The organism is Achromobacter sp. 1012554356, assembly GCF_059760815.1.
In genome coordinates, this window is record NZ_JCBANC010000024.1 from 61,063 (window position 1) to 83,017 (window position 21,955).

Genomic DNA, 21,955 nt, shown 5'->3' on the forward strand with positions numbered 1-21,955 from the left:
TCCTTACCGGGCATCCGTCCCGGTGAGCCCGTTTGCAGTGGACAAGAGGGTCAAGCATGGCGCAGCGCGACGGAATTCTGGCTTTGGAAGCGGCGATATCCCAGGAGGTCCTGGGACAGGCGGCGGTAATACGCCAAATGCTGATCGCACTGGTGGCCGACGGCCATGTGCTGCTTGAAAGTCTTCCCGGGCTGGCCAAGACGCGCATGGTCAAGGCCCTCGCGTCGCACCTGGCGGCCGACATGAGCCGGATCCAGTTCACGCCCGACCTGCTGCCGTCGGACATCACCGGGGCCGATGTGCTGCAGCAGGATGCCGAAGGGCGCAATCGCATCGCGTTCCAGGCCGGACCGCTGTTCGGCAACCTCATCCTGGCCGACGAGATCAACCGGGCGCCGGCCAAGGTGCAATCGGCGTTGCTCGAAGCCATGGAGGAAAGACAGATCACGGTTGGCAGCAACACGCGCAAGATGCCCGAGCTTTTCATGGTGCTGGCCACGCAGAACCCGATCGAGCAAGAGGGTACGTATCCGTTGCCTGAGGCCCAGATGGATCGCTTCCTGATGAAGATAAAGCTGGACTATCCCGGCGCCGAGGACGAAATGGCGATGTTGGCGATGCTTCGCGGCGCAACCCAGGACGACGGCGCGGCAGTGCGTACCGAGGCGGCCCGCATTTCCCAGGAAACGCTCTTCGCCTGCCGAACCGAAGCGGCGGCGGTCCATGTGGCGCCGGCGGTGGATCGCTATACGGTGGACCTTGTGAACGCCACGCGTCGTCCCGCCGACCATGACGCGGATCTGGGCCGATGGATTCAAGTCGGCGCTAGCCCTCGCGGCGCCATTGCGCTGGACCGAGCCGCCCGCGTCCATGCGTGGCTGGAAGACGCCGACTTCAGCGCGCCGGACGACGTGCGCGCGGTGGCTCACGCGGTGCTGCGCCATCGCTTGCATCTTTCCTACGATGCGGTGGCCGATGGGATTACGGCAGATCAGGTCATCGATCGTGTCCTGGACGTTGTCGCCGTGCCGGCGTAGTAGTTCCCATGAATCGCGCGCCGCACCCCGTCCATCCGCCGTTGTCCGAGTTGATCGCACTGGAGTCAGCGGCGAGCGGATTGTCGTTTCTCGCGAACCAACCCCTTAGCAGCGTGCTCGCGGGCCCACATGGGTCCCGGCTGCGGGGCCGGGGGCTGGATTTTGCGGAGCTTCGGCGTTACGTGGCCGGTGATGACCTGCGCCGCCTGGACCTGCGCGCATCGTTGCGCTACGGCAAGCCGTTCGTGCGTTCGTACACCGAGGAACGTGACCGTCCCGCGATGATCGTCGTGGACCAACGCATGAGCATGTACTTCGGCTCCGTGCGTGCATTCAAGAGCGCCGTCGCGGCGCGGCTGGCCGCGATTGCCGCGTGGATAGCCTACCGGGGAGGGGACCGCGTCGGCGGTCTTGTGTTCGACGATGGCGGGGTAAAGGCGTTCAAACCCTTGCGAAGCCGCGACCGGATCCGTGCATTCCTGGCTGCAGTGGCGTCGGCGAATGCCAACCTGTCCGCCGAGCGGCCCGATGCGCCGGCCGAGCAAGGCTTGAACCGTGCGCTGCGCGGCGCGCTTCTGAACGCGCCGCACGATTGCCTGGTCTGCGTCATCAGCGATTTTGCCGGCGCGGACGACGACACCTTGCGCATCCTGAGGCTGCTGGCGGCGCACAACGACGTGCTGGGCATGCTGGTGTTCGACCCGATGGCGCAGCAATTGCCTCGTAGCGGTCGGCTGGTGGTCACGCAGGGCGAATTGCAGGTGGAAGTCGCAGTGGGCCAACGGCGGGAACGCGAGCCACTGGCGAGTTTCTTTGGTGACCGCCTTCGCCGGGTGGCGGATGTGCTGCACCGAAGCCGCGTGCCGTTGCTGTCCATCAATACGGCAGAGGAAGAACTGCCTCAGTTGCGGCGCGAGCTCGGCAAGCAGGCGACGGCGGCGGTCACGCCGCGGCAAAGGGGGAGGCCAGCATGAGCGAGGCGCTGCCGGGGTTGGATCAGTTGCGCGAACTGCCGTTGCCGGCACCCGTGCCGTACTGGCCCGAGACTTGGGGTTGGGCCGTTCTGGCCGTCCTGCTGCTGGCTGGCGGCGCATGGGCGGCAGCGGTCATATGGCGCCGGCGTCACCGCAACCTGTATCGGCGCCAGGCATTGCAAGCGTTGCGGCAACTGGCTCGGGCTACGGCCGAGGATTCCTTGGCCGCACGTGGCCTGCCAGCGCTGCTCAAGCGCACGGCGCTGGCGGCCCAGCCGCCGGATGGGCGCGCTGCGGTGGCGTCACTGAGTGGCGAGCCATGGATCCGCTACCTGGAGCACGACGTGCCTGCGGGCTTTCCGAAGAACGCGGCTGAACTGATGCGGCTGCTGGCCTATGCGCCGGACGACGCGGTGCGTGGCCTGGACGGCGCATCGTTGTCGCAGTTGATCCGGGCCAGCCGCGAATGGGTGGTGAAGCATCATGTGGAGGCTTGAGTATCCCTGGTTGCTCGTCGCTGCGCCGCTTGCGTTGGCAGCCTATCGCTGGCTGCCCGCCTATGTACAGCAACGCAATGCGCTGCGCGTCCCGTTCTTCGATTCCGTTGCCGCGATCATTGGGCAAACGCCGTCGCGGCCAGGCGTGCGGGTCCGCGCTGGCCAGCTCTGGCTGAATATCGCAGTCTGGTTGCTGATGGTGGTGGCGCTGGCACGTCCGCAATGGGTCGAGCCGCCGCTGACGCACACCGAGGCGGTTCGAGACGTCCTTCTGGCCGTCGATATCTCACAGTCGATGGACACCGCTGATTTCCGAAATGCGCAGGGGCATCCCGAATCAAGGTGGACGGCGGTCAAGGCCGTGGTGGCGGACTTCATCGCCAAGCGGCCAGATGACAGGCTGGGGTTGATCGTATTTGGGACCAGCGCCTATCCGCAGGCGCCGCTGACGGCCGACCACGTTGCGCTGACGTTGCTGCTGAATCGGACGGCCGTGGGCATGGCGGGTCCCAACACGGCCATTGGCGACGCCATCGGCCTGGGCATACGGATGCTGGATGCCGCGAAAGAGCGGGACAAGGTATTGATCCTGTTGACCGACGGCAATGACACAGGCAGCGCCGTGCCGCCTGCGCGCGCCGCCGCGTTGGCGGCACAGCACCACATCATCGTGCATACCATCGGTATCGGCGATGCTGCCGCGACGGGCGAGGACCGCGTCGACTTCGGCATGTTGGAAGGAATTGCGCGGGCCACCGGCGGGCAGTTCTTCAAGGCGGAAGACCTGGCCAGCCTGCAGTCTGTGTATGCAACGCTGGACCGCATCACGCCGCGAGAGGTCAAGACCCTGCGGCATCAGCCCAAGCGCGACTATTTCTGGCTGCCGCTGGGGCTCGCTCTCTGCCTGCTGGTCGCCTGGCATGGGGTGGCCGCGATCTCCGCATGGCGGCTTCGCCGCACGCAGGTCCCGCACGATGAACGAACAGAAGAGGGGCAAGCATGGACCTCGATCTGAGCGCCTTCCACTTCTTGCGCCCCTGGTGGTTGTTGGGCCTGCTTGGGGCGGCGCTGCTCTGGTGGGCGCGGCGTGGCGAAGGGGACGCCGTGGGGCGCGCCAGCCGGATCTCGCCCGCGCTGCTGCCTTATCTGATCGTGCGTTCGCCCGGCAGCCGAGGGCCGCGCCCGATCGACGCATTGGCGCTGATTCTGGCTATCGGTTCCGTCGCCGCCGCCGGCCCGGCATGGCATCGCGATCAGCCCGAATTTCTGGACAATGTGGCGCCGCTGATCGTGGCCGTCGCACTGGGACCGTCCATGGACGGCGCCGACGTTCCACCCACACGCCTGGAAGCGGCAAAGCACCTCGTGCGGGATCTGGCCGCCCGCCGCGCCGGCGCCAAGACGGGCTTGATCGCCTACGCGGGCAGCAGCCACCTGGTGCTGCCGCCCACCGACGACACCAACTTGCTGGACCTGTTCACGCAGGCGTTGGCGTCGGATCTGATCGGCCCGCAAGGGCGGGACGCGGCGGGCGCCATCGCGTTGGCCGCTCAGGTGCTGGCGGCCGAACGTGCCGGCGGCACATTGCTGCTGCTGACCGACGGCGCCGATGCCGGCAGCCAGGACGCGGTACGTCAGCGCGCGCAAGCAGCGGCTGACCTGCAGGTGCTGGTGATGGCAGTGGGGCAATCGGGACTGGATAAGGCTGCACTGCAAGACTTGGCCCGGGCGGCGGGCGCGCCGCTGGGCAGCCTTACCGCCACGCCAGACGACCTGGATTGGATCACGCTGCACGCGCAGCAGCACTTCCAGGCCGTGCAGGATGCGCAATCCGGCGCCATTCACTGGAAGGATGCGGGCTATTGGCTCTGCTGGCCCCTCGCATTGCTGGCATGGTTGACGGTACGGCGGGGTTGGAATGTGGCCTGGATGGCCGTGATCGTGATCGCCGCATCGGTGGGCGTGCCGGCGCAATCGCACGCAAACCCGTTGGCCGACGCGTTTTTGACGGCGGATCAGCAGGGCCGCCGGGCGTTCGATAGTGGCCGCTTCGAAGAAGCTGCGACGCTTTTCCAGGATCCGTACTGGAAAGGACGGGCCGCCTATCAGGCGGGCAAGTACGCCGACGCCTTGGCCGCGTTTTCAAAGGTGGATACCCGCGAGGGCGTCTTCTATGTGGCCAATACCCAGACGCGCCTTCGGCAGTACGACGCTGCATTGGCCGCTTACGACCGCGCCCTGGCCATGTCGCCGGGCTGGGAGGCCGCCGCCGTGAACCGGGGCATCGTCGAACGGCTGCTGGCGGCGATGAGCCAGGAAGAGCAGGGCAGCCAGGCCGAGCCGCCGGATCAGACGATCGCGGACAAGACGGCAAAGGACGGCAAGATGGTTGCCGCTCCGGTCGCCCAGGCGGCATCCGAAGACGTCTGGTTGCGCAATCTGACGTTGTCGCCCACGCGCTTTCTGCGCGGCCGGTTCGCCGTCGAAGACGCGGCAGGAGGGCGCCCATGAGCGGTGTGCATCGGGTGCTTTCATTCATGATGCAGGGCGCTTTGGCCTTGTATCGCCTCACGGGCCCGCTTGGCCTCGTCGGCCTGCTTGGCCTGCCTGGCGCCGTGATCGCGCAAGACACGCCGGCCTTGCGGGTCACAGCAACCGTACAGGCGCCGTCAGAGGTGCGGGTGGGCGCGACAGTGCGGCTGGAGCTTGAAGTGCTGACGTCGACCTGGTTCACCCAACCGCCGATGTTGCCCCCGCTCGATATTCCGGGCGTGCTGGTGACGCCGCCACAGGGCGAAGGCGAATTGGTACGCGATTCCTTCGACGGGGTTTCCTACAGCGGCGTGCGTTACACCTATGTACTGAGTCCGACAGCTGCGGGCGTCATCCACGTGCCCGCCTTGCCGGTGACCGCCAAGGTCGGCCCTGGCGGCCCGGTGGCATCGGGAACAAGCAAGCCTGTCTCGTTTTCCGTGCTGCCGCAGACGGCCGGCGCCGGGCAAGCGGTGGCGGCCGGAAAAATGACCGTCACCCAGGACTTCTCGATAGCGCCCGATCCAGTGGTCGTGGGCGGGCGGATCACACGGTCCGTGACGCAGCGCGCCGAAGGCGTGCAGGCGATGCTTCTGCCTGCCGTCGTGCTGCCGGACCTGCCAGGATTCAAACGCTACCCGCGCGAACCGGAAGTGACCCCCCTGGACGATGGCCGCGGCGGCTTCATCGGCGGTCAGCGGATCGACCGCGCCGATTACGTCGCGCAAACGGCAGGGACATTCCAGCTGCCGCCGCTGACCGTGCGATGGCGCGATGGCGCGACCGGCGCACCCGCCAAATCGGAATTGCCCGGACGGGAATTCACCGTGGCGCCAGCGCCTGCGGTCACGCCGCCATTCTCGCTGTCGGAAGACCTGGCCCAGTTGCGCCATGGACTGCGCTGGGTCATCCCGAGGGCCTGGCTGGCGTGGGGCGCGGGCCTGCTGGCCGTCATCGTCTCTTTGTGGCTGACCTGGCCCGTGTGGCAACGCCTTGCCCGGGCGTTGCGCGTGCGTGCGGACCAAGCGGCCGCCACGCGCCGTGCAAGCGAAGCCTGGCACTGGCGCGCATGGCGGCATGAAGCGCGCCGGCAGACCCCAACGCTTGGCGCCTTCTATCGCTGGCTGCGCGTGGCGTCGGGCGCGCGAGATTTGCGCGCGGCTGTCGCGCCGTCAGGCCAGGATTCCCGGCAGACGGCGGCAGCGGTGCTGCGCGGCGCGTACGGTACACCGGGGCCCACCGCGGCCTGGCGGGGCATGCTGTGGCGGGCTTCGATTCATTGGAGACAGCGCTGGAGAAGATGCCACGCGCCGGCTCGCGTGCATGCCCTGGCGGACGATTTGAACCCGGCCCACGCTGAACGAACCGTAACCGCGCACGATGCGCAAGGAAGCCAATGATGAAGCAAACGACTGAAGCACGGCATGGGTGGGCAGCGTGGTTGGCGTCGGCCTTCATCGCGCTGTTGTTGGCGGCTTGCGCCTCTCCGCAGAAGGCGCCGCCTGCGCAAGTGGACCTGCCTTCGTGGAACGACGGGCCATCGCGCACCGCGATCGTGGATTTCGTACATGCCGTAACCCAACCGGGCAGTCCGGACTTCGTTGCAAACGAGGAACGCATCGCTGTCTTCGACAACGATGGCACGCTGTGGTCCGAGCAGCCGCTCTATTTTGAAATGCTGTTCGCGCTGGACCGGGTCAAGGAGATGGCGCCCGCGCATCCCGACTGGGCCAAGCGCCAGCCGTTCAAGGCGGTAATCGACGGCGATAAGGCCGCCTTGGCGAAATCCGGGGAGCAGGGGCTGCTGAAGATCATGGGCGCGACGCACACGGGCATGACCGTGGACGACTTTACGCAAAGCGTGACCCAGTGGACGGCGACGGCTCGGCATCCCAGGTTCGATCAGCCTTATACGTCGATGACCTTCCTGCCGATGCGCGAACTGTTGGACTACCTGCGCGCGCATGGCTTCAAGACCTACATCGTGTCGGGCGGCGAAACCGAATTCATGCGTCCTTGGGCGCAGGCCGCGTACGGCGTGCCGCCGGAGCAAGTCATCGGCAGCGGGTTCACGACCACTTTCGAAATGCGCGGTGGCAAGCCGGTGCTCTGGCGCCACGACAAGCTCGAGTTCAACGACGACGGACCAGGTAAACCGGTGGCCATCCAACGCTACATCGGCCGTCGACCGCTATTGGCCTTCGGCAATTCCGATGGTGATCTCCAGATGTTGCAGTGGACGACCGCGGGCGAAGGCAAACGCTTCGCCGGCATCGTTCACCACACCGACGCGCAGCGCGAGTGGGCCTACGACCGGGATTCCATCGTCGGGAAACTGGACCGAGCATTGGACGAAGCGCAGCGCAGCGGATGGACGGTTGTTGATATGAAAACGGAGTGGAATCGGATTTACGCGTTCGAAAAGCCTTAAGCAGGATTGACTTGGGATTACATGCCCATTTGGGCGAGGAGAGCAGTCATGAAAGCAATTCGATGGTTAGGGGCGGCGCTGGTGGCCGCGAGCGGACTGGGGATGATGGGCGGCGCACATGCGCAGGCCCAGAGTGCTCAGTCCAGCCCGCAGGCGCAAACGTCCGGAAAGAAGCCGAACATCCTTGTGATCTTCGGAGATGACGTGGGACAGGCCAATATCAGTGCGTATACGAATGGCTTGGTGGGCTACAGGACGCCAAATATCGACCGGATCGCAAAAGAGGGCGCGATTTTCACCGACTACTACGCAGAGAATAGTTGCACCGCTGGCCGATCGACCTTCATTACCGGCCAGTCGCCGCGCCGCACCGGCCTGTCCAAGGTTGGCATCCCGGGCGCGCCCGTGGGGTTGCAGGATCGCGACATCACGATTGCGCAAGCCCTGAAAAGCCAGGGCTACAACACGGCGCAATTCGGCAAGAACCATTTGGGTGACCGCGACGAGTACCTGCCGACCAAGCACGGCTTCGATGAATTCTTCGGCAACCTCTATCACCTGAACGCCGAAGAAGAGCCCGAGCGTCCGTACTTCCCGAAAAACCCCACAGACCCCGTAATCAAGAGCTACATGCCCCGTGGTGTGATCAAGGCGTCGGCCGATGGCAAGATCGAAGACACCGGCCCGTTGACCACCAAGCGCATGGAAACCATCGACGACGAAACCGTTGGCGCGGCGCTGGACTACCTGGACAAGCACGGCAAGGCGGAAAAGCCCTTTTTTCTGTGGATGAACACCACCCGCATGCACTTGTTCACGCACATCCGGCCGGAGCATCAGGGAAAGAGCGGGATGCCGGGTAATGACTACGCCGACGGGATGTGGGAGCACGACCAGGACGTGGGCAAACTGCTCAAGAAGCTGGACGATCTGGGTATCACCAAAGACACCATCGTGATCTACACGACGGATAACGGGCCCAACCAGTTCAGTTGGCCGGATGCCGCCACCACGCCGTTCCGCAGCGAAAAGGACACCAATTGGGAAGGCGCCTTCCGCGTACCCGCGATGATCCGTTGGCCGGGGCACATCGAGGCCGGCTCCGTCAGGAACGATATCGTGTCGGGTTTGGACTGGTTCCCGACGCTGTTGGCGGCCGCGGGCGACGATGGCGTGAAGGATCGCCTGCTCAAGGGATGGCGCCCCAACGGCGCGAACCGCGACTTCAAGGTGCACCTGGACGGTTACAACCAACTGGATTACCTGACCGGAAAGAGCGACAAGAGCGCACGCGAAGACTTCTATTACTTCAACGATGACGGCCTGCTGGTCGCCATGCGGTTTGAGAATTGGAAGGTCGTCTTTTGCGAACAGAAGTCACCTGGCGGGTTCGAGGTATGGAAGGAGCCGTTCGTGTGCCTGCGCGTGCCCAAGGTGTTCAACCTGCGCATGGATCCCTATGAGCGCGCCGACATCGTCTCAGACCAGTACAACGACTGGATTACGAAGAACGCGTATCTTGCCTTCATCGGATCGGCCAAGGCAGGAGAGTTCCTCCAGACCTTCATCGAATGGCCGCCGAGTCAGAATCCGCCCAGCTTCAGCACCGATCAAGTGCAGAAGGAAGTGGACAAGAAGATCGAGGAATACTTCGAGCAGCAAGCCAAAAAGCAGGGCAAGTAGGCAGGGCAAGTAAGCAGGGCAAGGGGCGGGCGCGGCTACACGGCTGCGCTCGCGCCAGACAACTCGGTGGACAGACAAGAGGAAGAGGACGAACCAATGAATGCATCCGCGCGCCCGATTGCGGTAGTTCGTGCGACCGGCGCGGCCTCGCTTTCCCGGGCGCCCCTTTGGCCCGCAGTTGCGCTGCTGGCCATCTCCGGCTCGGCGTCATTGATGTTCCAGATTGTCTGGATAAAACAGCTGTCGCTGATCGTCGGCGTCGAAGTGCACGCGATCGCGGCTGCAGTTGCCGCGTTTTTTCTGGGCTTGGCTGCGGGCAGTTGGTTGCTGGGCCGTCAGGCGGACCGGTCCGCCCGGCCGTATCTGCTTTACGCGGGCATCGAAGCGGCCATTGCCGTCACGGGCATAACCGTGACCCTCGCGCTGGCGGTCGGCGCGCCGGCCTTTGCCCGGACGCAGGCGTACAGCCCTTGGCTAGCCTGGATCGCGGTCATAGTGGTCGTGGGCGTCGCCCCGTTTTTCATGGGCGGTACATTGCCTGTCCTGTTGCGCGCCACGGGCGCGGGACGCATCGGTCGTGCAGGCGCCACCCTATACGCCGCCAACACGGGCGGCGCCATCATCGGTGCGCTGCTTCCGTCCTTTCTGCTTATCGCCGCGCTGGGCGTGCGTGGCACAGCTTGGGCGGCGGCAAGCTTGAACCTGGTGGCGGCGCTGGGCGCGTGGGCGCTGGATCGGCGGAACCTGTCTCCGGCCGCTGACGCTCCAGCGCCGCCTCAAGCCACGTCGCCGACACTGCGCTTGTCGAAGGAGGCTCGCGCGGCGCTCGCGTTGTATGCCGGGGCGGGCGCGGTCGCAATGGGCTATGAGGTGCTCTGGTCCCAAATGGTGGTTCCTTTCATGAGCACGCGGGCGTTCGCGTTTTCCGTGGTGCTGGCCGTCTATCTCGCCGGATTGGCGCTGGGCTCGGCGGCCTACGCACGCTGGGAACACCGGTTTCGCGATCCGTGGCACGTGTTCGCGCTGTTGATTGCCGGTGCGGGCGTGGTGGCGTTGTTGGAAGTTGCGATCCTGGGGCCGTGGCTCATTCATGCCCAGTCACTGGCCGAGGGCGCGGTGCGGCGCTGGAGCGACAGCGGCCTGGCCGGCATGAGCGCCCGTTTTGCGGTCGTTGCCGCTTGGGTCGTGCTGTTGCCCACGCTGCTGCTTGGCGCGGCCTTTCCCGCCGTGCTGCGCATTGCGGTTCCTGCCGACCGGCGAGGGCAGGGCGCGGGCCTGGTCCTGGCGGGGAACACGCTGGGCGGGATTGCCGGCACCCTGTTTGTCGCGTTCGTTCTATTGCCGCGCCTGGGCACGGTGCACGCCCTTGTCGTTCTTGCCGCGGCCGCCTGCGCCATCGGCGTCGCGGCTGCTTGGCGCGCTGACGCGCCCATGGCACGGGCGTTGACGATGGCGCTGTTTGGCGCCGTGCTTATCCTGGGTTGGGCGCTGCCGGCAGATCACTTGGCGCGGTTGCTGCCCGGGGCCAAGGACGGCAAGCTGGTCTTTTACGAGGAAAGCCGGGGTGGGACGGTCGCGGTCGTCGAGCGCGGCGAAGGCGAGCGGCGCTTCCGGCGGCTCTACATCCAGGGCGTTTCCAACTCCGGCGACGCGATGCCATCGCTACGTTATATGCGGCTGCAAGCGTTGCTGCCGCTGGTGATCCACGCAGGCGAACCACGTTCCGCCCTGGTGATCGGCTATGGGACCGGCATCACGGCGGGCGCCTTGTCACGGTATTCCGGCCTGGAGCGGCGCGTCGTCGCGGAATTGTTGCCTGGCGTCCTGCAGGCCGGCCCTTTGTTCAAGGGCAGTTATGACGCGGCTACGGATCCTGGCCTTGATCGCCGGCTGCGCGATGGACGGCGCGAATTGCTCACCAGCGACGAACGCTACGACCTGATCACGCTCGAGCCTCCGCCGCCATCGGCCGCGGGCGTGGTCAACCTTTACTCGCGGGATTTCTACGAACTAGCGGCCGGTCGCCTGAATCCCAAAGGGCTTGTTGCGCAATGGCTGCCGCTGCCCACGCAAAATCTCGACGACACCCGGGCGCTGGTAGCCAGCTTCATCGCGGTGTTTCCTCATGCCTCGCTATGGACGACCGAATTGCACGAGATGCTGCTCGTCGGATCGTTGCAGCCGATGCCATTGGATGCCGCGCGTATAGCAGGGCGCATGGCCGATCCCAAACTGCGCGAGGCCTTGGCGGAGGTCGGCGTCGGCTCGCCCGCCGCATTGCTGGCGACCTGGGTAACGGACAGGGAAGGGCTGACGCGCTTCGCCAGCCAGACGCCGCCCGTGACAGACGATCGTCCTGGAATCGAGTACGCGGCCTGGGTCCGGCCCCGCGAGATTGTGCAAACGCTACCTGCCTTGTTGGCACTGCAAGGGGAGCCGCCGCTGGGCGCAGTCGATCCGTCTCTCAAGGCCGGCATCGAGCAGGAGCGCGGTGCCCTCGATCTTTTTTACCGGAGTGCGCTGGCCGCCTACCGTGGCGACAGACGGGAGTGGGGCCGGCATGCAGAAGCGCTGGCGCAACGGGCACGCGACAACCCGTATCTGCGGTGGTTCATGGCTGGCACCGACTCGAATTGATGCAGCAGATTCATGTTCTGGAGTACATGCATGCCGAAAACGTTCGCCAAATGGCACAGAATTTTGAGAATGATGGCGCTTGCCCAGCTGGCATTGCCCGGCGTCGCTTTTGCGACCGAAGGCGCACTGGGACGCCAAGTCACGGGAACCAACGTGCAGCCAAACGCGGGTATCGTTTCTCCCGAACCGATCTGGGCGGTGAATTTCTCGCAAATCTATCTGGATGGCAGGATCGGCGGAAGCCGTGAAGTGCCGGTGGGCGGGCGAACCTCGCTGGGGCTGGACGGCAAGGTGGCGTTCACGCTGGCGACCGTGCTGAAAACCTGGGACACCGGACCCGGGCGCTGGAACTTCGCGTCCAGTTTCACGTTGCCCTATATCTGGACCAAGGTGACTTCCACGCTGACGGGACCGGGCGGCCGCACGGTGGAAAACAGCGACATTGCATCCAATTTGTTCGACCTGTATTTCTCGCCCATCATCGCCGGCTACCATTTCTCTGAAACGTCTCACATGGCGCTGAGCTTGAACATCTGGGCGCCGACGGGCAAGTACAACGCCGACAATATGGCCAACCCCAGCCTGAACAACTGGACGTTCATTCCGCAGGTGGCCTACACGAAGATCTTTCCGGAGTCGGGATTCCAGCTGGATACGGTGGCCGGGGTGCAGTTCTACACCCGCAACAGCGCCACGGATTACCAGAACGCGCCTGTCTTCAGTCTGGACGTGATGGGGCGCAAGACGTTCAGCAATGGCGTCAGCGCGGGCCTGATTCTGGGCACCCAGCAGCAGTTGGGCGACGACACGGGCCCGACGGCTGACCGGCTCAACGGCTTCAAAGGACGAGATTGGGCATTCGGTCCCATCGTGACCTACGACAGGAAGCTGGCGGATAAACGTTCACTGTCGCTGAGCCTGCGCTGGGTGCCAACGGTCAGCAGTACGAATCGGCTCGACAGTACTAGGACGTTCATGGGGACGGCGACGCTTGTGTTTTGAACTTTGAAAAGGTGCGTCAGCGCTCGGCAGTATTCCCGTCAACGCTGTTCAGAGAAATGGGTGCCCCAGTGAATTACTCCTTGGTTCTTGCGGGTTTGGCGTTGGGATTCTTCGTGCTGCTCCTGATTGCCATGCAGATCGGTAAATGGCTTGGTGCCGGCACGGACGCCAAAGGCGGATCGGGCGCCTCCATCATAGAAGGCTCCGTCTTTGCCCTTCTGGGGCTGTTGGTTGCATTCACCTTTTCCGGCGCGGCCCAGCGCATGGCGGACCGTCGCGATCTTCTGGTCCAGGAAGTCAATGCGATCGGGACCGCCTGGCTACGCATTGACATGCTGGATGCGAGCCAGCAGCCCGCCTTGCGAGAGCAGTTCCGCCGGTACGTGGACGGGCGTATCGACTATTACCGTAATGTCGCGGACCTTGCGCATCGAGACGCGGTGGCCGCAAAGGTGGCGGCGATGCAGAAGGAAATCTGGGCGACATCCATGCAGGCGGCCAGAAGCAGCGTTCCGCCATTTGCCGCGTCTTACGCCGGCGCGGTCAATGAAATGTTCGATATGGCATCCGCCCAAACGGTGGCGCAAAAGGTGCATCCGCCGATTGCCACCTATGCCTTCCTGGGGTTTCTGGCGCTGGTGGCGGCGGTGCTGGTCGGCCTCAACCTGGCATCGTCCAACCGCGACTCGCTGATCCACCGGCTCGTGTATGCCGTCGTCATGACGGCGGCGCTCTACATCATCATCGACTTCGAATTCCCCCGCATCGGCACCATACGGATCGACCAGAGCGACGAACTGCTGATTGCGCAGCGGCAATCAATGGTCGATCCGCCCGCCGCCGTCAAATAGGAGGTGCGTATGCCCAGCGGATCCAGAGTTGCGCGCCACCGGGCCACGGGCGGCTTTGGCGCATGCACGCTGGCGGCGCTTGCCGTGGTTCCTGGCCTTGCCTTTGGCCAGGAGGGGCTGCGTCTGACGCAGAATGACCTGCAAAAGCGGGCAAATGGCGTGCTCGCATTGATGTCGTTCTCGATCGTGCCGGACATCACCACCAGCTCCCTGAACATCGCCGGCGGCGGCGGGTCGACGTCGGGATCAACTGAATTCTTCATGACGCAGCTGGGAGGAGGGGACACGATTTCGGATTCGTTTCCCGTCTATCTGGAAGGCGTGCTGGCGGGCAGCCGGTACGATCCCACATTCGTGGCAACGCAAGGCGCCGAAACCCGGAGCATTCCGACCAAATGGAACAGCCTCTCGGCCACGGGGGGAATCGGCTGGGACTTCAAGTTGACGGACGAGCTGAAACTTCGCCCCATCTTCAATTTCGCCCTGGGCAATGTCACCAGCGACTTGCGCGCCGCAAGCTGGTACGTGGGGCAACGCACAGGACGGGACATCGACTTCCTGGACCGGGGATCGCTGAACGCCTACGGACTGGGCGGCTCGATCATGCTGGATTACGAGCATTATCGGCCTGGCTATGAAGTGGATGTCGAACTGCGCTATTCCGACATCCGCTTGAAGAGCTTCGACAGTTCCGCTGCGGTCAGCGGCAGCGCGATCGCGCAGTCGGCGAATCTATGGGCCCGATATCGGGCGCCCACCGGCATGCTGCTGCTGCAACGCCCGCTGCGATACGTCCTGGAACTGACACACTCGGAATTCCTGGGCGATCAGAAGGGGATTCTGGGCTTTGACCGGCTGACTTCAGTGGGCGCCGGTCTCGAACTGGACTCCAGCGCCTACGACGTATTCATTACGCGCACCCGCCTGGTCGGGCGGTATGTATTCGGCAACAACGTGTCCGGCTTTTCTGTTGGCCTGGCGGTCAGCTTCTGACGACAAGCGGATCGGCCGCGGGAGGCGCGGAGACCGTCAGGCGTATTCGGACTGCGGAATCGCCGACATACGCATAATGTGTATTATGTAAAGTGCGAAATAGCCGTTTCCGCCCCGTTGTCCGGTCGCCATCGGATAAGATGCGCGCCAAGCCTCCCTAACCCATCCCAGTCCAGTACCCATGCCCCCGCGCGTCGCAATCATCGAAACCATGGAGAACACGCAGCTCGGCCTTCTGCTGAGTGCGCTGAATGAAGCCCATGCCGACATCACCTGGTTCCGGGTCTATCGCGACGGACTCGGCGACATTGCGCTCGACGACTTCGACGCCCTGATCGTTCCGGGCGGCTGGCCGAGCGCGCGGGACGATGATCTTTATCCCTACCTGCCCAAGCTGGTCGCGCTGATGCGCGCGTTCGGCGATGCCGGCAAGTCCGTACTTGGCATTTGCCTGGGTGCGCAGGTACTGGCCCGCGCCTACGGCGCCGAGAACCTGTTGGGCGTGGCACGGGAGTTCTCCTGGACGCCGCTGGCAGTGACGGACGATGGGCGCGCGGATCCGCTGTTTGCCGAGTTGCAGGACGGCTTCACCAGTTTTCAGTGGCACGTCGACACCTACACCCTTCCCAAGACCGCCCTCCTTCTGGCCCGGTCGCAAACCGTCCAGAATCAGTGTTTCCGCGTGGGCCGGGCGACTTACGGGATGCAGTTCCACTTCGAAGCCAGCGCCGACGTCGTTCACGATTGGACGCGCGGTAATCCTGAGCGTGTCAATCGCATTGCGCCGGGATGGCTGGAAACGCAGGCGGCCGAGGACCGGGCGCGCTTTGCCGCCGACGCCGACGCGGCGGGCCTGCACATTGCACGGGCCTTCGTCGCCACCATAGCCAAGCCCGCGCAGCGCTGATCCGGCGCTTGAAGCGCAAAAAAGGCGATGCCAGGTTTCCCCGGCATCGCCTTTTGTACAGCGTTACTTCTTCTTGGACGCCTCGTACTTCGCCTTGTTGGCTTCGTTCGGCGGGTACAGGCCTGGCAGCACGGCGCCATTGTTGACCTCGTCCATGATCCAGCCTTCAAACCGTTCCTGCTCGACGGCGGCGTCAACCACGTCGGCCAGCAGCGCGGCAGGAATGACGACAGCGCCATCCTGGTCGGCGACGATTACGTCATCCGGAAAAACCGCCACACCGCCGCAGGCGACGGGTTGCTGCCAATCCACGAAGGTCAGACCGGCTACCGAGGGAGGCGCCGCCGCACCGCTCGCCCAGACGGGCAACCTGGTGCCCAACACGCCGGCCAGATCGCGAACGACGCCGTCGGTCACCAGGCCCGCAACACCACGCTTCGCCATGCGGGCGCACAGGATGTCGCCCCAGATGCCGGCGTCTTTGACGCCCATGGCGTCGACCACCGCGATGCAGCCCGAGGGCATCTGCTCGATGGCGCCGCGGCTGGACTTCGGCGACGACCATGATTCCGGCGTAGCCAGGTCTTCGCGGGCCGGCACGAAGCGCACGGTGAACGCGCGGCCGACGATGCGTTCCATGCCTTGCGCCAACGGGAAGGCGCCGCGGATCCAGACGTTGCGCAGCCCCTTCTTCAACAGAATTGTGGTCAGTGTTGCTGTGGTGACGCCGGACAGCGCCTTGAATTGAACCTCGTCCGAAACGGTCATGGGTTTTTTCTCCCTGGTGAAATCGGAATGGGCGCTCAGCGCGCCGGAGATTGATGCGGCAGCCGTCCTAGACCAGATCCCGCGCCCGCGCATCGCGCTTGCCCAGGCGCGACAAGAGATGATCGACCTCGCTCCGCGCCTGATTGGTCAGCGCACTGCCCGGCCGGCGCTGCGCCGCGCTGGTCAGGATGCCCCGGCGCATCATCACGTATTTGCGCACGGCCAGCCCGACACCCGGCTGCTGTTCATATCGCAGCAGCGGCAGGTGCGCATCGAACAGGTCATGCGCCTCTTCGGTCCTGCCCTCGCCCACCCATTTGACGAAGTCGCACAGCATGTCCGGAAAGCAGTAGCCGGTATTGGCGCCGTCAGCGCCGCGCGCCATTTCGTAATCCAGGAACAGGCCGTTGTTGCCGCACAGAATCGAAATATGCCGCATGGAGCCCTCGGCTTCAAAGCGGCGCAGCGCCGAGATCTTTTCCAGGCCGGGCCAGTCTTCATGCTTGAGCATGACGCACGAGGCCAGATCGGTCACGATCCGCCGGATGACCGTGGGCGCCATCTGCACCGAGAACGTCAGCGGATAGTCCTGCAGCACAAACGGGACGTCGTCGCCAATGGCCTCCACCGCCTGATGGTAGTAATTGACGATCTGATCGTCGGTGCGCAAGGTGTTGGGCGGTGCAATCATCACACCGGCCGCGCCGCGATCCATCACTTCGCGTGTCAGCGAGCGCATGGAGGCGAACCCGGGAGCCGACACGCCCACGACGATGGGAATGCCTTGCGATTTGCCGATCACCTGCGAGGCAATTTCCAGGGATTCCGTGAAGTCCAGTTTGGGCGCCTCGCCCAGTTGGCCCAACACGGTCAGGCCGGTCGAACCGCACGCCAGGTAGAACTCCATCATCCGGTCGATCGAGGCGTGGTCGACGGAACCATCGTCAAAGAACGGCGTCGGGGCAATGGGATAGACGCCTTTTGCGTCAGCAGTCAGTTTCATGGTCTGTTTTTCCAATGATTTGATTGAGGCAGGCGTCAGCCCTTAGATGCTGGCGATGAGGCCGCCGTCCACGCGGATCGTCGAACCGGTGATGTAGCTGGCCCGCGCGCTGGCCAGGAACGCAACCGCGTCGCCGTACTCCTGCGGATCTCCATAGCGGCCCACCGGAATGGCGCTGGTGCTTTCGCGGCTGACGTCCTCGACGCTGCGCCCTTCGCGCTTGGCCCGGGCTTCGTCCAGAAAAGAGATGCGCGCCGTGGCGATGCGGCCGGGCAGCACAATGTTCGACGTGATGCCGTCCTTGCCCACTTCGCGCGCCAGCGTCTTCGACCACCCCACCAGCGACATGCGCAGCGCGTTGGAGATGCCCAGATTCGGAATCGGCGCGATCACGCCCGACGAGGTGCTGGTGATGATGCGGCCCCACTGCCGTTCGCGCATTCCGGGCAGGATGCGATCGGTCAGCTTGATGACCGACAGCACCATGCCTTCGAAGTGTTCGCGCCAAAGATCCGCCTGCTGCCCGAAGGACGGCGTGGGAGGCGGACCGCCGGTGTTGTTGACCAGGATATCGACGGGGCCGACGTTGGCCTCGATCCACGCAACTTGGCTGTCGAAGGCGTCCAACGCGCGCAGATCCCATTGCAGGGCGACGGCGGACTGTCCCTGGGCGTCGATGCCGTCGGCCGTGGCCTTTGCGGCGTCCAGGTTCAAGTCGGCCACGACGACCTTGGCGCCTTCGCGCGCCAGCGACTGCGCAATGGCGCTTCCCAGGCCACCCCCGCCGCCCAACACCAGCGCCGTCTTGTCTTTGATACCCAAATCCATCTTTACCTCCGTGCAAAAAATGCGTGATCGGCCAGAACTTGGCTGTGGCCGCCCTATGTTGACCGCGTCGCGCCGCCCTGCTCCTGATGGATCGCAAGGTGCGGCCTGTAGACAACATTCTCTAGCCAATGCGCGCTGCGGAAAAACGGAAAATTGTTGGATAGATCATTCGTTTTACGAATGAAGTATTTCGCGCACGGTTTGAGATTCATCGCGTGAAAGCAGCCACACTGGGCAATTCCGCTATATTGGGGCCACCTATTTCATGCACGAATTGAATGAACCCGCGCCGCCTCACTCCCTCCATGTCCCTGCTGCTGGCCTTTGAAGCCAGCGCCCGCCATCTGAGCTTTACGCGAGCGGCGACCGAGCTTGCGCTGACGCAAAGCGCCGTCAGCAGGCAGGTGCAAGCGCTGGAGGATCTGCTTGAAGTCGCGCTGTTTCGCCGAGAGAAGCGGCGGATCGTGCTGACCGAGGCGGGCACGGGATACCAGAAGGAACTGGCCGCCGCCCTGCAGCGCATCCGCAGCGCGTCGCTTCAGGCGATCTCGCACCGCACCGGCCGAGGCGCCTTCCACCTGGCCGCCTTGCCCACGTTTACCGCAAAGTGGCTGATGCCCAGGCTGCACCGCTTCTATGCTCGCCATCCCGGCATTCTGGTTCACCTGCATTCCCGCGTGACGCGCTTCGACCTGGACCTGGCCGGCATCGATGCCGTCATCGCCGTGGGCGACGGCGACTGGCCGGGATTGCTCCCCCATCGGCTGATGAATGAACAAGTCATCCCCGTCATCAGCCCCGAGATCGCCGCGCGCCAGACCATTCGCAAACCGGCCGACCTCGCCCAGCACATGCTGCTGCAAGTCGCGGCCCGTCCAGCCGTGTGGCAACGCTGGTTCGAGGCCCACGGCCTGCCCGTGCGCTCAATGCGCTGGGGCGCCCAGTTCGAACTGACCACGCACCTGATCCAGGCGGTTGCGTCGGGATTGGGCGTTGGGCTGTTGCCGACCTTCCTGGTGGCGGATGAATTGCAGCAAGGCGTGCTGGCGCCGGCGCTTGATGAGGAATTCAGTACGGGCGCGGGGTATTTCTTCCTGGCATCGCCGGACAGACTGGCGATTCCTGCCGTCGCGGCTTTCCGGGATTGGCTGCTGGATGAGAGCGCGGCGGGAGAATCACCGCAGTGAACGCGGTCGCATGCGGCGGGTGTCTGACACCCTGGGGGGATGGACGCCGACTTGTAGCGGCATCTCAGAGGGTGTCAGACACCGAGGTTTTCCCTGGAATCGGCATTCGTACTTCGGCTGGTGTCTGACACCCTGGGGAGATGAACGTCAACTTGTAGCGGCATCTCAGAGGGTGTCAGACACCGAGGTTTTCCCTGGAATCGGCATTCGTACTTCGGCAGGTGTCTGACACCCTTGGGAGATGGACGCCAACTTGTAGCGGCCTCTCAGAGGGTGTCAGACACCGAGGTCGCCCTTGAAATCGGCATTTTTCATCTCCAATCATTCAATAATTCAACAATCGTTGTATTATTCGCCGCATGAATGAAGATCATGCCGTCCTCGCCCTTGCTGCCTTGGCCCATACCCAACGCCTGCGCGTGTTCCGCGCCCTGGTCGTTGCCGGTCCTGAAGGCCTGACTCCCAGCGTGCTCGCCGACCAGCTCGAAGTTGCACGCAACACGTTGTCATTCCATCTCAAAGAGTTGGCGCATGCCGGACTGGTGTCCATCGAGCAGCAAGGCCGCAACCTGATTTACCGAGCCGACTTCTCACGCATGAATGGCTTACTGGGCTATCTGACCGAACACTGCTGCGAAGGCGCGCCCTGCGTAGTCACCGACGGCGGTGCGTGTACGTCCTGCTGAAACCGCGAACTGTTCCCCCTGCTCTAATTTCCTGAAACTGGCGCCGGCTGCGCCGGTGGACCAAAGTTCGCCGCACCCGCCTTCACTCAAAATAACCATGCCCTCCACCGCACCCGCCGCACTTGCGCAGCCTCACCGCCCGCCCATGAGCGTCTTCGAGCGCTATCTGACCCTGTGGGTCGTTCTCTGCATTGTCCTGGGGGTGGCCTTGGGCCAGTTGGCCCCCGGCGTTTTCCAAGCCATCGGCCGCCTGGAAGTCGCTCAGGTCAACCTGCCGGTCGGCATTCTGATCTGGGTGATGATCATCCCGATGCTGCTGAGGGTGGACTTTGGCGCACTGGGGCAGGTCAAGCAGCACTGGCGCGGCATCGGCGTGACGTTGTTCATCAATTGGGCGGTCAAGCCGTTCTCGATGGCCTTTCTGGGCTGGCTGTTCATCCGCCACGTTTTTGCCGCATGGCTGCCCGCCGACCAGCTCGACAGCTACATCGCCGGTCTCATCCTTCTGGCAGCCGCCCCGTGCACGGCAATGGTGTTCGTCTGGAGCCGGCTGACGGGCGGGGATCCGGTTTTCACACTGTCGCAGGTGGCGCTGAACGACACGATCATGGTGTTTGCCTTCGCGCCGGTCGTCGGACTACTGCTCGGCCTGTCGGCCATCAGCGTGCCCTGGGACACCTTGCTCGTGTCGGTGGGGCTGTACATCGTGGTGCCGGTCATCCTGGCCCAGGTGTGGCGCCGCGCCTTGCTGCGACGCGGTCAGCCCACGTTCGACGCTGCATTGGCGCGGATTGGTCCGTTCTCGATGGCTGCCCTGCTGCTGACGCTGGTGCTGTTGTTCGCGTTTCAGGGCGAAGCCATCATCGGCCAGCCGCTGGTGATCGCGATGCTGGCCGTGCCGATTCTCATCCAGGTGTTCTTCAATTCGGGCCTGGCCTACTGGCTCAATCGCCGGGTCGGCGAAAAACACAGCATCGCGTGTCCGTCCGCACTGATCGGCGCGTCCAACTTCTTTGAACTTGCCGTCGCGGCCGCGATCAGCCTGTTCGGCTTCCAGTCCGGCGCGGCGTTGGCCACCGTGGTCGGCGTACTGATCGAGGTGCCCGTCATGCTGCTCGTCGTGCGGATCGTGAATCAAAGCAAGGGCTGGTACGAAGCCGGCGCCGCGCGCACCTGACGCGGTGTCGCCAAGCGTAGTCGCAGTTGCCCGCGACAAGAATTTCTTATTCAGCACCCACTGGGGCATGCCATGAGTTCGATCACGATCTATCACAATCCCGCTTGCGGGACCTCCCGAAATGTCCTTGCGCTCATTCGCAACAGCGGCGAAGAACCCCTCATCGTCGAGTACCTCAAGACGCCTCCCGACGCCGAGACGCTGAAGTCGTTGATCGCCGCCATGGGGATGCCGGTGCGTGCCGTGCTTCGGCAAAAAGGCACGCCATACGAGGAACTGGGATTGTCGGATCCAACATGGACGGATGAGCAATTGATCGGCTTCATGCTCCAACACCCGATCCTCATCAACCGCCCCATCGTGGTGACGCCGCTGGGCACCCGCCTTTGCCGTCCGTCGGAAGCGGTCCTGGACATCCTGCCGTCAGCGCAACAAGGCGCCTTCAACAAGGAAGACGGCGAGCGGGTGATCGACGCGAATGGTGATCGCTTCCGAGATGTTTAGTTGAAGATGGCTGACACCCAGGAGACTGTCGTCTGGCGGTTCCGGAGACTTGCGTCTGGTGTCTGACACCCAGGGAGATGAACGTCAACTTGTAGCGGCGTCTCAGAGGGTGTCAGACACCGAGTTTGGCAACCGATCCATAAGACGGATTCAGGTGTCAGACACCAAGATCCGCAGAAACCCGCTCCCGCCGCAACGACCTCCTCCGCCACCACAGCCACAAACCGCTGACCCCCAGCACACCCAACCCCAGCCCCA

At 64.1% G+C, this 21,955-nt stretch carries 20 protein-coding genes; 17 read left to right on the forward strand and 3 right to left on the reverse strand.

The features are described from left to right. The first annotated feature begins 56 nt into the window (after positions 1-56). The 13 genes from AC6LJW_RS14495 to AC6LJW_RS14555 all read left to right on the forward strand — a co-directional run bounded on the left by AC6LJW_RS14495 (position 57) and on the right by AC6LJW_RS14555 (position 15,544). A complete protein-coding gene (locus AC6LJW_RS14495; protein WP_498087627.1) occupies positions 57-1,037 on the forward strand; it encodes an AAA family ATPase in 981 nt (326 codons plus the stop codon). An 8-nt stretch (positions 1,038-1,045) separates the two neighbouring features. Then, a complete protein-coding gene (locus AC6LJW_RS14500; RefSeq protein WP_498087628.1) occupies positions 1,046-2,011 on the forward strand; it encodes a DUF58 domain-containing protein in 966 nt (321 codons plus the stop codon). After that, positions 2,008-2,508 carry a DUF4381 domain-containing protein gene (locus AC6LJW_RS14505; RefSeq protein ID WP_427985483.1) on the forward strand — a complete coding sequence of 167 codons (501 nt, stop codon included), beginning with the start codon at positions 2,008-2,010 and terminating at the stop codon, positions 2,506-2,508. Before AC6LJW_RS14500 ends, AC6LJW_RS14505 begins: the two co-directional genes overlap by 4 nt. Further along, positions 2,495-3,523 (forward strand): VWA domain-containing protein, encoded by a 1,029-nt coding sequence (locus AC6LJW_RS14510; RefSeq protein ID WP_427985482.1) that lies wholly within the window; start codon positions 2,495-2,497, stop codon positions 3,521-3,523. The genes AC6LJW_RS14505 and AC6LJW_RS14510 overlap by 14 nt, the downstream gene beginning before the upstream one ends. Then, the gene (locus AC6LJW_RS14515; RefSeq protein WP_498087630.1) at positions 3,508-5,019 is read left to right on the forward strand and encodes a VWA domain-containing protein; all 1,512 of its coding nucleotides are present in this window, start codon (positions 3,508-3,510) and stop codon (positions 5,017-5,019) included. The genes AC6LJW_RS14510 and AC6LJW_RS14515 overlap by 16 nt, the downstream gene beginning before the upstream one ends. Continuing rightward, complete coding sequence (locus AC6LJW_RS14520) at positions 5,016-6,440, forward strand: BatD family protein (RefSeq protein WP_498087631.1); 1,425 nt, start codon at positions 5,016-5,018, stop codon at positions 6,438-6,440. The genes AC6LJW_RS14515 and AC6LJW_RS14520 overlap by 4 nt, the downstream gene beginning before the upstream one ends. Then, positions 6,437-7,471 carry a haloacid dehalogenase-like hydrolase gene (locus tag AC6LJW_RS14525; protein WP_498087632.1) on the forward strand — a complete coding sequence of 345 codons (1,035 nt, stop codon included), beginning with the start codon at positions 6,437-6,439 and terminating at the stop codon, positions 7,469-7,471. The genes AC6LJW_RS14520 and AC6LJW_RS14525 overlap by 4 nt, the downstream gene beginning before the upstream one ends. Positions 7,472-7,519: 48 nt before the next feature. After that, the gene (locus AC6LJW_RS14530; RefSeq protein ID WP_427985477.1) at positions 7,520-9,154 is read left to right on the forward strand and encodes an arylsulfatase; all 1,635 of its coding nucleotides are present in this window, start codon (positions 7,520-7,522) and stop codon (positions 9,152-9,154) included. Between the two features lie 96 nt (positions 9,155-9,250). Continuing rightward, the gene (locus tag AC6LJW_RS14535) at positions 9,251-11,791 is read left to right on the forward strand and encodes a spermidine synthase (RefSeq protein ID WP_498087633.1); all 2,541 of its coding nucleotides are present in this window, start codon (positions 9,251-9,253) and stop codon (positions 11,789-11,791) included. A gap of 30 nt (positions 11,792-11,821) precedes the next feature. Next, the gene (locus AC6LJW_RS14540; protein ID WP_498087634.1) at positions 11,822-12,793 is read left to right on the forward strand and encodes a SphA family protein; all 972 of its coding nucleotides are present in this window, start codon (positions 11,822-11,824) and stop codon (positions 12,791-12,793) included. Between the two features lie 68 nt (positions 12,794-12,861). Next, positions 12,862-13,644 carry a bestrophin-like domain gene (locus AC6LJW_RS14545; RefSeq protein ID WP_498087642.1) on the forward strand — a complete coding sequence of 261 codons (783 nt, stop codon included), beginning with the start codon at positions 12,862-12,864 and terminating at the stop codon, positions 13,642-13,644. A 9-nt stretch (positions 13,645-13,653) separates the two neighbouring features. Then, a complete protein-coding gene (locus AC6LJW_RS14550; protein WP_056561350.1) occupies positions 13,654-14,637 on the forward strand; it encodes a hypothetical protein in 984 nt (327 codons plus the stop codon). A gap of 181 nt (positions 14,638-14,818) precedes the next feature. Further along, the gene (locus AC6LJW_RS14555) at positions 14,819-15,544 is read left to right on the forward strand and encodes a type 1 glutamine amidotransferase (protein ID WP_498087635.1); all 726 of its coding nucleotides are present in this window, start codon (positions 14,819-14,821) and stop codon (positions 15,542-15,544) included. A 63-nt stretch (positions 15,545-15,607) separates the two neighbouring features. On the opposite strand, the gene AC6LJW_RS14560 is transcribed toward AC6LJW_RS14555, so the two are convergent. From AC6LJW_RS14560 to AC6LJW_RS14570, 3 genes are all read right to left on the reverse strand, one after another. Then, the gene (locus AC6LJW_RS14560; RefSeq protein WP_498087636.1) at positions 15,608-16,312 is read right to left on the reverse strand and encodes a ribonuclease activity regulator RraA; all 705 of its coding nucleotides are present in this window, start codon (positions 16,310-16,312) and stop codon (positions 15,608-15,610) included. 67 nt (positions 16,313-16,379) lie between these two features. Then, the gene (locus tag AC6LJW_RS14565; protein WP_498087638.1) at positions 16,380-17,315 is read right to left on the reverse strand and encodes a dihydrodipicolinate synthase family protein; all 936 of its coding nucleotides are present in this window, start codon (positions 17,313-17,315) and stop codon (positions 16,380-16,382) included. Positions 17,316-17,357: 42 nt separating this feature from the next. Beyond that, the gene (locus AC6LJW_RS14570; RefSeq protein WP_056561343.1) at positions 17,358-18,143 is read right to left on the reverse strand and encodes an SDR family oxidoreductase; all 786 of its coding nucleotides are present in this window, start codon (positions 18,141-18,143) and stop codon (positions 17,358-17,360) included. 278 nt (positions 18,144-18,421) lie between these two features. Between AC6LJW_RS14570 and AC6LJW_RS14575 the strand changes: the two genes are divergently transcribed. The 4 genes from AC6LJW_RS14575 (at position 18,422) to arsC (ending at position 21,697) form a co-directional block, all read left to right on the forward strand. Further along, the gene (locus tag AC6LJW_RS14575; RefSeq protein WP_498087639.1) at positions 18,422-19,330 is read left to right on the forward strand and encodes a LysR substrate-binding domain-containing protein; all 909 of its coding nucleotides are present in this window, start codon (positions 18,422-18,424) and stop codon (positions 19,328-19,330) included. Between the two features lie 359 nt (positions 19,331-19,689). Beyond that, a complete protein-coding gene (locus AC6LJW_RS14580; protein ID WP_056561341.1) occupies positions 19,690-20,016 on the forward strand; it encodes an ArsR/SmtB family transcription factor in 327 nt (108 codons plus the stop codon). 97 nt (positions 20,017-20,113) lie between these two features. Then, positions 20,114-21,193, forward strand: coding sequence for an ACR3 family arsenite efflux transporter (gene arsB / locus AC6LJW_RS14585; RefSeq protein WP_498087641.1), 1,080 nt, complete (start codon positions 20,114-20,116; stop codon positions 21,191-21,193). A 72-nt stretch (positions 21,194-21,265) separates the two neighbouring features. Then, entirely contained in the window at positions 21,266-21,697 is a 432-nt protein-coding gene (gene arsC, locus AC6LJW_RS14590; RefSeq protein ID WP_056561337.1) for an arsenate reductase (glutaredoxin), read from the forward strand. The last annotated feature ends 258 nt before the right edge of the window (positions 21,698-21,955 follow it).

Excerpts from the sequence above, each read along its gene's own strand:
- AC6LJW_RS14495 (WP_498087627.1), top strand. The coding sequence starts at position 57 with ATGGCGCAGCGCGACGGAATTCTGGCTTTGGAAGCGGCGATATCCCAG.
- AC6LJW_RS14500 (WP_498087628.1), top strand. The coding sequence starts at position 1,046 with ATGAATCGCGCGCCGCACCCCGTCCATCCGCCGTTGTCCGAGTTGATC.
- AC6LJW_RS14505 (WP_427985483.1), top strand. The coding sequence starts at position 2,008 with ATGAGCGAGGCGCTGCCGGGGTTGGATCAGTTGCGCGAACTGCCGTTG.
- AC6LJW_RS14510 (WP_427985482.1), top strand. The coding sequence starts at position 2,495 with ATGTGGAGGCTTGAGTATCCCTGGTTGCTCGTCGCTGCGCCGCTTGCG.
- AC6LJW_RS14515 (WP_498087630.1), top strand. The coding sequence starts at position 3,508 with ATGGACCTCGATCTGAGCGCCTTCCACTTCTTGCGCCCCTGGTGGTTG.
- AC6LJW_RS14520 (WP_498087631.1), top strand. The coding sequence starts at position 5,016 with ATGAGCGGTGTGCATCGGGTGCTTTCATTCATGATGCAGGGCGCTTTG.
- AC6LJW_RS14525 (WP_498087632.1), top strand. The coding sequence starts at position 6,437 with ATGATGAAGCAAACGACTGAAGCACGGCATGGGTGGGCAGCGTGGTTG.
- AC6LJW_RS14530 (WP_427985477.1), top strand. The coding sequence starts at position 7,520 with ATGAAAGCAATTCGATGGTTAGGGGCGGCGCTGGTGGCCGCGAGCGGA.
- AC6LJW_RS14535 (WP_498087633.1), top strand. The coding sequence starts at position 9,251 with ATGAATGCATCCGCGCGCCCGATTGCGGTAGTTCGTGCGACCGGCGCG.
- AC6LJW_RS14540 (WP_498087634.1), top strand. The coding sequence starts at position 11,822 with ATGCCGAAAACGTTCGCCAAATGGCACAGAATTTTGAGAATGATGGCG.
- AC6LJW_RS14550 (WP_056561350.1), top strand. The coding sequence starts at position 13,654 with ATGCCCAGCGGATCCAGAGTTGCGCGCCACCGGGCCACGGGCGGCTTT.
- AC6LJW_RS14555 (WP_498087635.1), top strand. The coding sequence starts at position 14,819 with ATGCCCCCGCGCGTCGCAATCATCGAAACCATGGAGAACACGCAGCTC.
- AC6LJW_RS14560 (WP_498087636.1), bottom strand. The coding sequence starts at position 16,312 with ATGACCGTTTCGGACGAGGTTCAATTCAAGGCGCTGTCCGGCGTCACC.
- AC6LJW_RS14565 (WP_498087638.1), bottom strand. The coding sequence starts at position 17,315 with ATGAAACTGACTGCTGACGCAAAAGGCGTCTATCCCATTGCCCCGACG.
- AC6LJW_RS14570 (WP_056561343.1), bottom strand. The coding sequence starts at position 18,143 with ATGGATTTGGGTATCAAAGACAAGACGGCGCTGGTGTTGGGCGGCGGG.
- AC6LJW_RS14575 (WP_498087639.1), top strand. The coding sequence starts at position 18,422 with ATGAACCCGCGCCGCCTCACTCCCTCCATGTCCCTGCTGCTGGCCTTT.
- AC6LJW_RS14580 (WP_056561341.1), top strand. The coding sequence starts at position 19,690 with ATGAATGAAGATCATGCCGTCCTCGCCCTTGCTGCCTTGGCCCATACC.
- arsB (WP_498087641.1), top strand. The coding sequence starts at position 20,114 with ATGCCCTCCACCGCACCCGCCGCACTTGCGCAGCCTCACCGCCCGCCC.
- arsC (WP_056561337.1), top strand. The coding sequence starts at position 21,266 with ATGAGTTCGATCACGATCTATCACAATCCCGCTTGCGGGACCTCCCGA.